The sequence below is a fragment of the Isoptericola sp. NPDC057191 genome (genome assembly GCF_042670225.1).
GTDB lineage: Bacteria > Actinomycetota > Actinomycetes > Actinomycetales > Cellulomonadaceae > Isoptericola.
In genome coordinates, this window is the sequence record NZ_JBHUWC010000106.1 from 1 (window position 1) to 13827 (window position 13827).

At 75.4% G+C, this 13827-nt stretch carries 12 protein-coding genes; 6 read left to right on the plus strand and 6 right to left on the minus strand.

Annotated elements, in window-relative coordinates; genetic code table 11:
* Window positions 1-38: 38 nt before the first annotated feature.
* The gene (locus tag ACFT55_RS13425) at window positions 39-857 is read right to left on the minus strand and encodes an RDD family protein (protein ID WP_380244344.1); all 819 of its coding nucleotides are present in this window, start codon (window positions 855-857) and stop codon (window positions 39-41) included.
* 48 nt (window positions 858-905) lie between these two features.
* On the opposite strand from ACFT55_RS13425, the gene ACFT55_RS13430 reads away from it, so the two are divergent.
* Window positions 906-1895 carry a stage II sporulation protein M gene (locus ACFT55_RS13430; protein WP_380244334.1) on the plus strand — a complete coding sequence of 330 codons (990 nt, stop codon included), beginning with the start codon at window positions 906-908 and terminating at the stop codon, window positions 1893-1895.
* Window positions 1896-1911: 16 nt separating this feature from the next.
* Here ACFT55_RS13430 and ACFT55_RS13435 read toward each other — a convergent pair whose 3' ends face one another.
* The 5 genes from ACFT55_RS13435 to ACFT55_RS13455 all read right to left on the minus strand — a co-directional run bounded on the left by ACFT55_RS13435 (window position 1912) and on the right by ACFT55_RS13455 (window position 7591).
* A complete protein-coding gene (locus ACFT55_RS13435; RefSeq protein ID WP_380244335.1) occupies window positions 1912-3318 on the minus strand; it encodes a DUF58 domain-containing protein in 1407 nt (468 codons plus the stop codon).
* A gap of 13 nt (window positions 3319-3331) precedes the next feature.
* Window positions 3332-4291, minus strand: a complete 960-nt coding sequence (locus ACFT55_RS13440) for an AAA family ATPase (protein WP_380244345.1) — start codon at window positions 4289-4291, stop codon at window positions 3332-3334.
* 155 nt (window positions 4292-4446) lie between these two features.
* Window positions 4447-5706, minus strand: a complete 1260-nt coding sequence (locus ACFT55_RS13445; RefSeq protein WP_380244336.1) for a DUF4350 domain-containing protein — start codon at window positions 5704-5706, stop codon at window positions 4447-4449.
* On the minus strand, window positions 5703-6389 hold the full coding sequence (locus tag ACFT55_RS13450; protein WP_380244337.1) for a DUF4129 domain-containing protein: 687 nt from the start codon (window positions 6387-6389) through the stop codon (window positions 5703-5705). The genes ACFT55_RS13445 and ACFT55_RS13450 overlap by 4 nt, the downstream gene beginning before the upstream one ends.
* Complete coding sequence (locus ACFT55_RS13455; RefSeq protein WP_380244338.1) at window positions 6386-7591, minus strand: glycerophosphoryl diester phosphodiesterase membrane domain-containing protein; 1206 nt, start codon at window positions 7589-7591, stop codon at window positions 6386-6388. Before ACFT55_RS13455 ends, ACFT55_RS13450 begins: the two co-directional genes overlap by 4 nt.
* Window positions 7592-7769: 178 nt before the next feature.
* Here ACFT55_RS13455 and mtrA point away from each other — a divergent pair, with 178 nt between their 5' ends.
* From mtrA to hpf, 5 genes are all read left to right on the plus strand, one after another.
* On the plus strand, window positions 7770-8450 hold the full coding sequence (gene mtrA, locus ACFT55_RS13460; protein ID WP_380244339.1) for an MtrAB system response regulator MtrA: 681 nt from the start codon (window positions 7770-7772) through the stop codon (window positions 8448-8450).
* Window positions 8437-10218, plus strand: coding sequence for an MtrAB system histidine kinase MtrB (gene mtrB / locus ACFT55_RS13465; protein ID WP_380244340.1), 1782 nt, complete (start codon window positions 8437-8439; stop codon window positions 10216-10218). Before mtrA ends, mtrB begins: the two co-directional genes overlap by 14 nt.
* On the plus strand, window positions 10215-11942 hold the full coding sequence (locus ACFT55_RS13470) for an LpqB family beta-propeller domain-containing protein (RefSeq protein WP_380244341.1): 1728 nt from the start codon (window positions 10215-10217) through the stop codon (window positions 11940-11942). Before mtrB ends, ACFT55_RS13470 begins: the two co-directional genes overlap by 4 nt.
* A 111-nt stretch (window positions 11943-12053) precedes the next feature.
* Window positions 12054-12893: a ComF family protein gene (locus tag ACFT55_RS13475; RefSeq protein ID WP_380244342.1), complete on the plus strand. Its 840-nt coding sequence runs from the start codon at window positions 12054-12056 to the stop codon at window positions 12891-12893.
* Between the two features lie 191 nt (window positions 12894-13084).
* Entirely contained in the window at window positions 13085-13747 is a 663-nt protein-coding gene (hpf, locus tag ACFT55_RS13480; protein ID WP_380244343.1) for a ribosome hibernation-promoting factor, HPF/YfiA family, read from the plus strand.
* The last annotated feature ends 80 nt before the right edge of the window (window positions 13748-13827 follow it).

The window sequence follows — 13827 nt, forward strand, 5'->3', positions numbered from 1 at the left end:
CTGACCTTCTTCGTACCCACAGCGACTCGGGGTCGGGGTCAGCGGGGCGGGTCGGGGACGGCGTAGGGGAGGCGGTGCAGCGTGGCGGCGCGGGCCTCGGCCCGCTCCTGCTCCGCGCGCCCGCGCTCCAGCTCACGGTCGCGTCGTTCGTGCAGGACGGCGTGGAGGAAGGCCTCGGCGGGCGTCCCGAGCGGTGGCCCGGGAGCCACCAGCGGCTCGACGCGGCCCGCCAGCTCGTCGGCGAGGCTCGCCCGCGACGCCGGGGCGAGGCGCGGTGCACGGTCGAGGAACTGCCGGGCGGCGAGCGCCAGGCCGTCGGGCAGGCGTCGGATGTCGGCCGTGCGCGCCCACGCCGCGAGCTCGGGCGGCATCCCGAGCGGCACGGACCAGCCGCGCCCGCCGCGCACGCGGATGACGTAGGTGCCGGCCATCAGGTCACCCAGCCGCTTGCCGCGCGAGTTCGACAGCGACGCGATCATCGCGACGCTGCCGACCGTCAGCCACAGCTCGCCGATGCCCACCAGGGCGCGCACGAGCGCGTGCCGGAAGCGCACCGGCCCGCCGTCGTCGCGCACCACACGCAGTCCCGTGACCAGCTTGCCCAGGGACCTGCCGCGCGTCAGCGTCTCGACCGTCACCGGCAGCACGACCATCACCAGGACGGCCACGACCACGCCCGCGACGGCGGCCCACTGCTCGTCGATCTGGACGTCCTGGAGGGCGACCACCACGAGGAGGGCGATCCCGACGACCACGAGCGCCGTGAGGTCGAGCAGCGCCGCGAGCGCGCGGCTGACGAAGGACGCCGGGCGCGCGTCGAGCACCACGCCCTCGCCGATGACGATCCCGTCGTGCATGTGCATCTCCCGCTCGTTCGACCTGTCCCGTGTGGAAGGGTATCGACCGTGGACCTCGACGCCTTCACCGCCGTGCACAGCCCGCAGTGGGACCGGCTGCGGCAGCTCACCCGCAAGCGGCGGCTCGACGGCGCGGAGGCGGACGAGCTCGTGCGCCTCTACCAGGCGGTGGCCACCCACCTGTCCACGGTGCGGTCGGCCGCGCCGGACCCGGTGCTCGTCACCCGGCTGTCCGACCTGCTCAGCCGCGCCCGGGTCCGCGTCGCGGGCACGCACGAGCCGGCGTGGCGGGACGTCGTGCGGTTCGTCGTGGTGACCGTGCCCGCCGCCCTGTACCGGGTGCGGTGGTGGACCCTCGGCGTCGTCGTCGTGTGCCTCGCGCTCGCCCTCGTGGCCGGGTACCGCGTGGCCACCGACCCGGACGCCCTCGCGGCCATGGGCACGCCGGCGGAGCGCGAGGCGTACGTGCACGACGCGTTCGCCTCCTACTACGACCCGGGCGCGTCGTTCGCCGCCATGGTGTGGACCAACAACGCGTGGATCGCCGCGCAGTGCGTGGGCCTCGGCATCACCGGCGTGTGGCCGGCGTTCGTGCTGGTGCAGAACGCCGTGGGCGTCGGTGCCACGGGCGGGATGATGGCCGCCTACGGCGAGCTGGACCTGTTCCTGCAGCTCATCGCGCCGCACGGGCTGCTGGAGCTCACCGCGGTGTTCGTCGCCGGTGCGGCGGGGCTCAAGCTCTTCTGGACGGCGGTGTCGCCCGGGCCACGGCCGCGCAGCGTCGCGCTCGGACAGGAGGGTCGCGCGCTCGTGACCGTCGCCGTCGGGCTGGCGGGGGCGCTCGCGGTGTCGGGGCTGATCGAGGGGTACGTCACCGGCTCCACGCTGCCGTGGTGGCTCAAGATCGCCGTCGGGGCGGTCGCGCTCGCCGCGTTCTGGGTCTACGTGGTCGTGCTGGGGCGCCGCGCCACGGCGGCGGGCCTCACCGGGGACCTCGATGCCGACCGTGCGGGCGAGGTCGTGCCGACCGCCGGCTGACCCCGCGACGACCCGGTCAGAGCCGGCCGGCGGCCTTGAGCGCCAGGTAGGTGTCGGCGAGGCGGGGCGCGAGGTCGTCGGGGAGCGCCTCGACCACCTCCGCGCCGTGCTGCCGCAGCACCGCCGCGACGGCGGCGCGCTCCAGGTCCGCGCGGGCCGCTGCGGCAGCGTCGTACACGGCGGCCGACGACGACCGGTCGGCGCGCAGCCCGGCGGCGTCCGCGTCGGCGACCGCGGCCACGACCACCTGGTGCGTGCCCGACAGCCGGTCGACCACGGGGAGCAGCCCGGTCTCGACGGCCGCCGGGTCCAGCGACGTCAGCAGCACCACCAGGGAGCGCTGGGACACGCGCTGGCGCACCTGGCCGACGAGGCCCGGCCAGTCCGTCTCCAGCAGCGCGGGCTCGACGACGGCGAGCGACTCGGCGAGCGCAGGCAGCAGCCGCGGGCCGGAGGCCCCGGCGACGCGGGCGCGCAGCGCGCGGTCGTAGGCCAGCACCTGGACCCGGTCGCCCGCGCGGTCGGTGAGCGCGGCGAGGAGCAGCGCCGCCTCGATGCTCGCCTCCAGCCTGGTCCCGCCGAGAGCGGGCGCGGGGCCCGGGACCTCGGCTGCTGGCGCGGCGTCGACCGGTGGGGCAGACGTCCCGATGCGTGCCGCAGACGTCCGGCCGGTGTCGAGCACGATCAGCACGCGCCGGTCGCGCTCCGGCCGCCACGTGCGCACGACGACGTCGCCGCGCCGCGCGGTGGCGCGCCAGTCGATCGAGCGCACGTCGTCACCCACCACGTACTCGCGCAGCGAGTCGAACTCCGTCCCCTCGCCGCGGACCTGGACCGCGGCCCGGCCGTCCATCTCGCGCAGGCGCGCCAGGCGGGAGGGCAGGTGGCGGCGGCTCGCGAACTCGGGCAGCACGCGCAGGTGCCCGGGCACGGGGATCGAGGCCTGCCGGGCGGCGACACGCAGCGGCCCGTACGACCGGATCGTCACGGTGCCGGCGGTGCGGTCCCCGCGCCGGGTGGGGTGCAGCGGGGTGCGCACGCGCCCGGACTCTCCGGCCGGGAGGTCGACCTCGTGTCTCGCCGAGCGCGCCTCCAGGGGCTCGCCCGCGGCGGCGCCCTCGGTCCGCACGACGGCGTCGGGGACGAGCGACGGCGGCCACGCGTCCCGGACCAGGGCGCGCAGGCGGCGCCGGCTCGTGTTGGTGAGGACGAGCTCGGAGCGGGTGGTGACGCCGAGCCGTACCGACCGCGGCACCCGGCGCTGGATCGCGACGGCGCGCGGCGAGGCGGCGAGCGCGACGTCGGCGGCGCACACCGCCACCACGACCAGCGTCCACACCACGACCGTCCCCGGCACGGGGAACAGGACCACCGGGACCACCCCGAGCGCCGCCAGGACGACGGCGCGCCACGTCAACGCCATGTCGGCTCGCCGCTCAGCGGGGGACGGGAACGGTCGCGAGCACGCTGGTGAGCACGCTCTCGGCGGTGACCCCTTCGAGCTCCGCCTCGGGCCGGAGCTGGACGCGGTGGCGCAGCGTCGGGTGCGCGAGCGCCTTGACGTCGTCGGGGGTGACGTACGAGCGCCCCGAGAGCCAGGCCCAGGCGCGGGACGTCGCGAGCAGCGCCGTGGCGCCGCGCGGCGACACCCCGAGCGACAGGGAGGGGGAGCGGCGGGTGGCTCGGCACAGGTCGACGGCGTAGCCGAGCACCTCGGGTGCGACCTGGACCTGGCGCACCTCGGCCCGGGCGGCGGCGAGCTCTGCGGACCCGGCGACGGGCCGGACGCCGGCCGCGTGCAGGTCCCGCGGGTCGAAGCCGGCGGCGTGCCGGGCGAGGACCTCGATCTCCTGCTCCCGCTCGGGCACCGGGAGCACCACCTTGAGCAGGAAGCGGTCCAGCTGGGCTTCCGGCAGCGGGTAGGTGCCCTCCTGCTCGACCGGGTTCTGGGTCGCGATCACGAGGAACGGGTCGGGCAGCGGCCGGGGCGTGCCGTCCACGGAGACCTGGCGCTCCTCCATCGCCTCCAGCAGCGACGCCTGCGTCTTCGGGGGCGTGCGGTTGATCTCGTCCGCGAGCAGCAGGTTCGTGAAGACCGGGCCCTCGCGGAACGAGAACTGGGCGGTGCGAGCGTCGTACACCAGGGAGCCGGTGACGTCCCCGGGCATGAGGTCGGGGGTGAACTGGACACGCTTGGTGGACAGGTCCAGGGACTGCCCGAGCGCGCGCACCAGCAGCGTCTTCGCGACCCCGGGCACGCCCTCGAGCAGCACGTGGCCCGTGCACAGCAGGGCGATGAGCAGGCTCGTCACCGCGGAGTCCTGACCCACCACGGCCTTGCCCACCTCGGTGCGGACCCCCGCGAGCGCGGAGCGCAGCTCCACGGACGGCGCCAACGGAGCGGCAGGCGGAGCGGCAGGCGGGGCGGCCGGCGGGTCAGCCGCCGGGGTCTCGGCAGGCGCCGGGGACGGAGCCGGTGCAGGCGGGGCGACGGGTGCAGGTGTCGCGGTCGGCGGGACCGGGGCGGCCTGCGGGTTCTCGTCGGGGGTCGTCACGATCGGTGGACCTCGCTCTCCAGGGTGTCGAGCCGGCGCGCGAGCTCCGCCAGCGCGTCGTCGTCGGGGGGTGGGGGACCGTACAGCAGGTCGGCCACGTCGTGGGCGGACCGCCCGGTGGCGCGGGAGACGGCGTCGGTGAGGGACGTCGGGTCGGCGGACCGGGGGACACCCAGGCGGCGCGCGACGACGTCGGCGGTCGAGGCACGCAGGCCCGCGGCCGCGTGCCCGCGGGACCGCGCGCGCCGGTAGAGGCGGCCGCGGCCGCGCGTGGTCTCGGTGGCGCGCACGACGACGGGAAGCTCCTCGGCGACCAGCGGGCCGAGCCGCCGCGCGCGCCACACGCCGGCGACGACCACGACGAGCAGCGCCCACAGGCCGACGACGCCGGCCCAGGGCGGCAGCACGGACCCGGCGGACGGGGACGTGTCGCCGCTCGCGCTGGTGTCAAGCGGGTCGGGGACGAGCCACACCAGCTTCTCGTGCGCGCCGAGCAGTCCCAGCGCGAGGGCCGCGTTCCCGTCCTCGAGGACCGTGTCGTTGCGGACGAACGACGGGTCGTCGACGGCCGTGACGGTCCGGGTCCCGCCCGGCGTCGGGCGCTCGACCTGTGCGAGCGCGGCGCGGTCGTCGACGACCCAGCAGAGGGTGACGTCCCGCGTCGCGGTCGGGTCGGCCGCGAGCCCCGAGACGAGCTGCAGCGCGCCCGCTCGCTGGGCGACCGGGAGGTCGCACCCGGGCGCGAACGGGTAGCCCGAGGTGGCGGGGGCCTGCACGCGTCCCACGTCGCCGTCGGTGGCGGCGCCCACGAGGGTGTCATCGGCGCCGAGCAGCACGAGGTCGGCCTCCACCCCGGCGAGGGCGTGGGCCTGCTCGGGCAGCAGCAACGACGGCGTCACGAGGAGGGTGGTGCCCGGCCCGGCGGCCGACACGGCATCGGCGACGTGCGTGACGTGCTGGACGTCGACCCCCTGGTCCCCGAGCACCTGCGCCACCGCGCGCGCGCCGCCGGGGCCGGGGTTGTCGGGGGAGTACGGGGTGCTCGAGGTGACGGGCCTGGTGACCGCGAGCACCGCGACCACGAGGAGGAGCACGCCGATCACCAGCACCGCCCAGCGCGCGCGTCGCCAGCGGCGGGCCGCACGGCTCCGGGCGGTCGTGCCGTCGCCCCTGACGACGGCCGGCGTGGTCGCGTCGGGGGTCTCGCGGGCGGCGTCCGCCGTCCCCGGTGCGGGCAGGTCCGTGCCGACGGTCATGGTGCGGGCACCCCGCTCGTCGGCACGGCGAGCGGCGCGGGCCGCAGGTCGCCCACGCGTGCGTCGAGGTCGCGCAGGCGCCGGTCGTCCTCCGGGCCGGCCGGCAGGGTGCCGTAGCAGACGTCGTCGAAGAGGCCGGCCGCGCGGTGCAGCTCCTCGGCCACCTCGGGCAGCCGGGACCCGGCGTCGTGCGAGGCCTCCTGCGCGGTGCGGCCCGGGCGTTCGTCGATCACGACGCGCTCCTCGAGCGATCGCACCAGGGCGCGGAAGCGGTCCAGCACGGCTGCCGACCAGTCCCCGCGTGCGGCGGCCGCGTCCGCGTCGGCGCGCAGCTGGGCGGCGGTCCGGCCGTCGTCGTCGAGCACGACGGCGGAGCGCCGCCCCCGTCGCGTCAGGCGGACGGGTCCGGCCACCCACCAGGCGATCGCCGCGACGAGGACGACGACCACGACGACGACGAACGCGAGCGGGAACCGGCCCGTCCCGAGCGTCAGCCCGTCGAAGAGGTCGCTGAACCAGCGCAGCAGGCGTTCGAGGAGCGACGGCGAGGTCGAGTACTCGGAGCGCGACAGCTCTTCCAGGAGCCAGCGGTGCGCCGTCTCGCGGTCGGGGTCGACGGGCACGCCGACGGGCAGGTGGCCCGCGGCGACGGCCCCGGGCAGCACCGCCGACGCGCCGGTCACGCGAGCATGCCGGGCGGCGGCCCCGGCGGGGTGCCGGGGCGCCCGCCGTCGGGGGCCTGCGCCGCGGCGGCGAGCTGCACGTCCAGGCCCTCACGGCGCATGCGCACGTCGATGTACAGCAGCGCGACCACCGACGCCGTGAAGATCGTGGTGATGGCCGTGCTGATGATGATCGACAGGATGCTGGCCACGACCGTCGACGCGCCCATGACCTGGGTGCTCTCGCTCGTCCCGCCGATGGCGGCGGCGATGGCCGTGATGGGGTAGGTGATGAGGTTCGCGGCGATGCTGATGATGATCGACGCGAGCAGGTAGATGCCGAACAGGCGCCAGAACGACCCGCGGGTCAGGCGCCACGCGCGACCGATCGTGGAGCCCAGGCCGCGCCCTTCGAGCGCGAGCGCGGGGGCGACGAGACCGACCCGCACCCCGAGCCACACGAACGCCGCCACGAGCGCGAGGGCGAGCAGCGCGACGAGCCCGACGGTGCCGCCGACCGAGGAGTCGCCGAGGGCTGCCACGACGACGGCGATCACGACGACCCACGCACCCGCCAGCACGAGCGACGCGAGCGTGCGCAGCAGGGCCCAGCCGATCAGCACCCCGACGCGACCCCGCAGGCGGGTCCACACCTGACCGAGGGACTGCTTGCGCCCGATCACCGACTGGCTCACGGACACCGTGAGGATGCCCTCGACCACCGGCTGCGCGAGGAGGATCGTCAGCCCGGTGCCGAGCCCCGTCGCCACGACCTGCGCGTACACGCTGTCCAGGCCCATCTCGGCGAGCTCGGGGTCGGTCTCCGCGAGGGACGAGAACGAGGAGGACAGGGAGGGCACGATGAGCTGCGCGACGAGCACGCCGAGCACCGTGGCGACCAGCAGCACGAGCGTCGCCGCGCCGAGCATCACCTTGGGGTTGTGCCGGATCGCCGAGAAGGCGCCGTCGTAGATCTCGCCGAGCGTCAGCGGCCGCAGCGGCACGATCCCCGGCTTCAGGGCCGCGGCGCCGTACGGGCCGGGCGCGCCGCCGGGCGGTCGGCCGTACTGCGGTCCGTACCCGCCCTGCCCGTACTGCCCGTACTGGGGTCCGCCCTGCCCCTGCGGGGGCACGGGGGGATGCGGCGCGCGCTGGCCGTACCGCGGGGGCTCGGAGGCCTCGCCCCAGCCGGACGGCGGCGGGGGCTGGTCGGGCGTGGTCATCGCGGCCTCCCGGGCTGCAGGGCGGTCGGGTCGTCGACCGGCGGTGTCGACGGACGGGTGGGTGGTGCAGGACGTGCGGCCGGGCGTGACGCCGGTCGCACCGACCCTAGTACGCGGGGCGGGGCTCGCTCACGCGGCTCTCCACAGGAAGTCGCGCCGGACCTGGCATCATGGGCCCATGAAGTCCCGTGTCCTGGTGGTCGACGACGACACTGCGCTGTCGGAGATGATCGGCATCGTCCTGAAGTCCGAGGGCTTCGAGCCCACGTTCTGTGCCGACGGCGACGGCGCGCTCGTCGCGTTCCGCGACGAGCAGCCCGACCTCGTGCTCCTCGATCTCATGCTGCCCGGCAAGGACGGGATCGAGGTCGCTCGCGAGATCCGTGCCGAGTCGGGCGTGCCGATCATCATGCTGACCGCGAAGACAGACACGGTCGACATCGTCCTCGGCCTCGAGTCCGGCGCGGACGACTACGTGACCAAGCCCTTCAAGCCGAAGGAGCTCGTCGCACGCATCCGGGCGCGGCTGCGCCGCACGGACGAGCCCGGCCCGGAGCGCCTGCGCGTCGGTGACGTCGAGATCGACGTCACCGGGCACAACGTGGTGCGCGACGGCGAGCGCATCAGCCTCACCCCGCTCGAGTTCGACCTGCTCGTCGCCCTGGCCCGCAAGCCCTGGCAGGTCTTCACGCGCGAGGTGCTGCTGGAGAAGGTCTGGGGCTACCGGCACAGCGCCGACACGCGCCTGGTCAACGTGCACGTGCAGCGTCTGCGCTCGAAGGTCGAGCGCGACCCGGAGAACCCGACGGTCGTGCTGACCGTGCGGGGCGTGGGCTACAAGGCCGGTGCCCCGCGCTGAGCCCGCCGTGCGCCGCGTCCGCCGGACGTGGCGGCGGTGGCGCGCGTGGACCGTCTCGCGGACGCGGTACGTGGTCCGCCGCTGGCGGTCGTCGCTCCAGCTGCGGGTGGTGACGTCCGGCCTCGCGCTGGGCGTCGTGGCCGTCGCCCTGCTCGGCCTCTACCTGTCGGTCTCGATCCGCGACGGGCTCTTCGAGCAGCGCGTCGACCGCATCGAGCGCGAGAACGCCTCGATGACCGAGCAGGTGCGCACGTCCTTCTCGAACTCGCCGGCGACGTCGACCTCCGACCTGCAGCTCCTGCTGGCGCAGATGGTGCGGACCCTCGACGCGAGCGCCTCCAGCGCGCAGGACTTCCTCTTCCTCAACGCGCCGGACCAGTCCCAGCGGCTGGCCGACACGGGGACGCAGCCGGGCCTCAAGTCGATCATCAGCGAGAGCCTGCGCACCGCGACGCGTGCCACCGACGGCCAGGTGCTGCAGTCCGTGCAGATCCCCGGCGAGTACACGGACTCCGAGACGCCCGAGCCCGGTGTCGTCGTCGGGTCCACCGTCGAGGTCCCGTCCATCGGCACCTACGAGCTTTACGCCGTCTACTCGCTGCAGGCCGAGCAGGAGACCCTCTCGTTCGTGCAACGCACCCTCGGGGTCGGAGCCCTCGCGATCCTCGCGCTCCTCGGGGTCCTGACGTGGGTGGTGACGCGACAGACCGTCGCGCCGGTGCGGCGCGCGGCCACGGTCGCGTCCCGGCTGGCCGACGGCCATCTCGACGAGCGGCTCCCCGACGCCAAGGGCCAGGACGAGATGGCGACGCTCACCTGCACGTTCAACGAGATGGCCGCGAACCTCGAGGACCAGATCGCGCGGATGGAGGAGCTGTCGGCCGCGCAGCGTCGCTTCGTGTCGGACGTCTCGCACGAGCTGCGCACCCCGCTGACCACGATCCGGATGGCGGGCGAGGTCATCCACGCGTCGCGCGACGACCTGGACCCGGCCGCCCGTCGCTCGGCCGAGCTGCTGTACGCGCAGCTGGACCGCTTCGAGGTGCTGCTGACCGACCTGCTGGAGATCAGCCGCTTCGACGCGGGCGCGGCGGTGCTGGACGTCGAGCAGCGCGACCTGCGCGACATCGTCACCTCGGTCGCGGACGCGTCGATGCCGCTCGCGGAGACCAAGCACGTCTTCCTGTCGGTGACGCTCCCCGACGAGCCGGCGACCGCCGACGTGGACCCGCGTCGCGTGGAGCGCATCGTGCGCAACCTGGTCGTGAACGCCGTCGAGCACGCCGAGGGCAAGCCCGTCGAGGTCACGGTGGGCTTCGACCACGCCGCGGTCGCGGTGGTGGTGCGCGACCACGGGGTAGGCCTGTCGCACGACGAGATCGAACGGGTCTTCCACCGCTTCTGGCGCGCCGACCCCGCCCGCGCGCGCACCACCGGCGGGACCGGCCTCGGCCTCGCGATCTCGCTCGAGGACGCCCGGCTGCACGCGGGCTGGCTCGAGGCGTGGGGGCGGCCCGGCGAGGGGGCGAGCTTCCGTCTCACGCTGCCGCGCCGTGCGGGGATCCGCCTGGAGCGCTCGCCGCTGCCGCTGGAGGGCCCCTCGAAGGGCGTGTCGGCGCCGCCCACCGGCCAGCTGCCGGTGGTGAACCCGCCCACCGGCCCCACGCCCACCGCCATCCCCGAGCTCGGGGTGGTCGACGTCGACGGCGTGGACATCGTCCACGCGCCCGTCCCGCAGCTCCGGCCGGACGACGAGGAGGACCGATGACGACCGCAGGAACCGCCCGTCGCCGCTCGCGCGCGGCCGCCAGCCTGGTCGCGGCCATCGTCGTGCTCGTCGTGACGGTCGCGTGCGCGCGCATCCCGACCGACGGACCGGTGCGCGACGGCGACACCCAGCTGGAGAACCTCAGCGAGATCGGCTACATCCCCGCCGGGCCGACGGCCGGGTCCAGCCCCGACCAGATCGTGCAGGGCTTCCTCGGCGTCGCCCAGCTCGGCCCGACGTCGAGCACGTCCTTCGCGGTCGCGCAGGAGTACCTCACCGACCCGGCGTGGGAGGGGTGGGACCGGTACGCGCGGGTGCTCGTGCTGGCGGAGGACCCGCAGCTGGAGCCTGTGGACGTGCCCGAGGACGCCACGGAGGCGACCGTCACCGCGTCCGTGCAGGTGGTCGCGACCCTCGACGACCGTGGCATGTACACCGAGGAGTCGAAGCCGTACACGTACGACGTGGACTTCGGGCTCACCCGGGCAGCAGGGGGCGAGTGGCGCATCTCCCAGCTCGAGGACGGCCTGATGCTGCCGTCGGCGTTCTTCAGCCAGGCGTTCCACCCCACGACGCTCTACTTCCCGACCCCCGACCTCACGTGGTGGGTGCCGGACGTGCGCTGGTTCCCGCGGCAGACGTGGCGCACCGACGCGACCAGCGAGATCCTGGCCGGCCCGCCCGAGTGGCTCCAGGACTCCACGACGACCGTCATCCCCGAGGGCACCGCCCTCGCGATCGACGCGGTGACGGTGACCGACGACGGCACCATCGAGGTCAGCCTCACCTCCACCATCGCGCAGGCCAGCGCCGAGGACCGCTCGCTCGCCGTCGCGCAGCTGCAGGCCACGCTCGCCGAGGGGGACGGGCGCACCGTCGCCCTGTCGGAGGGCAACACCCCCCTCACCACGACCGGCACCACCACGCTGTCCATGCCGCGGACGAACGGGGACGCGCTCGCCGTCACCGACGGCCACCTGGCACGCGTCGTCGGACGTGAGCTGACCGGGCTCACGCAGCCGGTCTCGCTCGCCGGCGTCACCCCCACGGCGCTCGCGATGGGCTCGGACGACGATCCCGTCGTGGTGCGCGACGACGCCCAGGGCATCGTCCGCATGTCCGGCGACGGCGCCCCGTCCGTCCTCATCCCCGGCGGCGGCCTGGTCCCCCCGTCGGTCGACCGGTTCGACGCGGTGTGGAGCGCGCGAGGTTCCCGGATCACGATCGCGCTCGCCTCGGGTGCCGTGCGCACGCTGGACGTGGACTGGCTCTCGTCGCGCACCGTGGAGTCGGTGCGGGTGTCCCCCGAGGGCGCACGGGTGGCCGTCGTGAGCTCCGGGCCCAGCGGGCGCCTCGTGCACGTCGCGGGCGTGGTGCGCGACGCCGACAACGTCCCGACCGGGCTCTCGGCGCCCGTGCAGGTGGGTGCCTCGGTCCGGCAGGTCACGCAGGCCGTCTGGCAGGACGAGGCGACCCTCGCGCTCGTCGGCCGGGAGTCGGACGGCGACGGCGCGGTGTTCCAGGCCGGCGTGGGCGGGCTGTCCGGGCAGGGCGGCCTGTCGCGGGCGCTCGCCGGGGTCACCGACCCGCGCTGGGTGACCGCGTCCGTGGGCACCGGTGCGGTGCTCGCCATCGACGGGGACGGCACGCTCTACTCGCGCCAGACCTCCGCGCTCTGGTCGATGGTGTCCGACGACGTCGACCTGGTGGCCTACCCCGGCTGACAGGACGGTGCTGCGGCGCGGGCGGCGTGGACGCTGCCCCCAGGTCGGCGTCGTCCCCAGACGGGCGACGGGTCGTGTCCCCCGGGTGCCCGCACCACGGACGCTGGAGGCATGAGCCCGCCGTCCGCCGCCCTGTCGCAGCTTCCTCGTCCCCGCGCGGACGCCGTCGTCCCCGCGTGGCTGCGCGAGCTGGCCCGGCTGGTCGTCCCGGTGTCGTGCCCCGGCTGCGGCACCCTCGACGTCCCCTGGTGCGCGGCCTGCGGGACGCTGCTGGACGGCACGCCCGAGCGGGCAGAGGCGTCCGCGCCGCGCCTCGACCGCCTGGACGGGGTGTCCCCGCTGCCGGTCTGGGCGCTCGCCGCGTACGCCGGCCCGGTGCGGGAGCTCGTGGTCGCGTGGAAGGACCGCGACCGCACGGACCTCGACCGGCTGCTCGCCCCGCGCGTCCGAGCCGCGGCCCGTGGGGTCGCCGCCCAGGTCGCCGCCGCTGCCGGCGGCGGCCCCGTGCTCGTGGTCGGCGCCCCGTCCGCACCGGCCTCCCGGCGGGCGCGCGGGCGCGACCACGTCCAGGTCCTCGCCCGGGCGGCGGCAGCCGGCCTGCACGACGCCGGGACGCCGGCGGTCGCCGTGCCGGCGCTGCGCCGTCGCGGCCGAGGGCGCGACCAGGTGGGCCTCGGCGCGCGCGCCCGGGCGCGGAACCTCCACGGCATGCTGACCGTGCGCCGCGCCGTGCTCGAGCGGTACGGCGGGAGCCCGGCACCGGTCCTCCTCGTCGACGACGTCCTCACCACCGGCTCCACCCTGGCGGCCGCGGAGCGGGCGCTCGAGAGCGTCGGCGCGGCGGTGGTCGCCGCCCTGGTCGTGGCCGCGACACCGCCGCCCGGGTCCGTCGCGGGACCGGCCCGGGGTCTCCCCGCGCCCCCGGTATACCTCGTGGGCGGGAGGGGTTAGCCTGAGGGTCCCACGCGGGTGAACAGCCCCGAGACCTCGGTCCGGGACGTTTTTCCGTGCGACCCACGAGCGGTCCGGACCGAGCGTCCGGCGACCCGGGAGGTGGTGCCGAACACGGCGCCCCACGGGGTGCCCAGACCGGAATTCGGGGCCGCTCGCGAGGTGGCCTCACGACGAAGTGGAGCAACACGATGGAGATCGTCGTCGTCGGCAGGCACACGGAGGTGGCGGACAGGTTCCGCCGTCACGTGGAGGACAAGCTGAACAAGGTGACCCAGCTCGCACCGGCTGCACGCCGGGTGGACGTGGAGGTGACCCGGGAGAACAACCCGAGGCTCTCCGAGGTCCGCGAGCGCGTGGAGCTGACCGTGCGCGACAAGGGTCCCGTGATCCGCGCGGAAGCCGCAGCGGACGACCGGTTCGGCGCCCTCGACATCGCGTTGGACAAGCTGACGGAGAGGTTGCGCCGCGCGCGCGACCGCCGCAAGGACCACCGCCGCCGTGCCAACGACGTCCTCCCGGCCGTCGACGTCCGCAGCTACGACCAGGTCGCGGCGACCGAGACGGTCGCGCCCACGCCGGCGCCCGTCGCTCTGGCCGAGCCCGGCGACGCCATCGAGCAGCAGCTCGGCGACTCGCCGGTCGTCATCCGGCGCAAGCTGCACCACGCCGAGCCCATGACTGTGGACGACGCGGTCTACCAGATGGAGATGGTGGGGCACGACTTCTTCCTCTTCATCGACAAGGAGACCGCCCGCCCCTCGGCCGTCTACCGGCGTCGGGGCTGGACCTACGGCGTCATCGAGCTCGACTCCAAGGTCGGCGGGGTGGAACCGGTCACCGAGCTGACGTGACGCCCTAGCCGGATCTCGGTGTGGTCCGGAGCCGGTCGAGGCCTTCGTCGCGCGGACGGATACGTCCCCCCGACGAACGC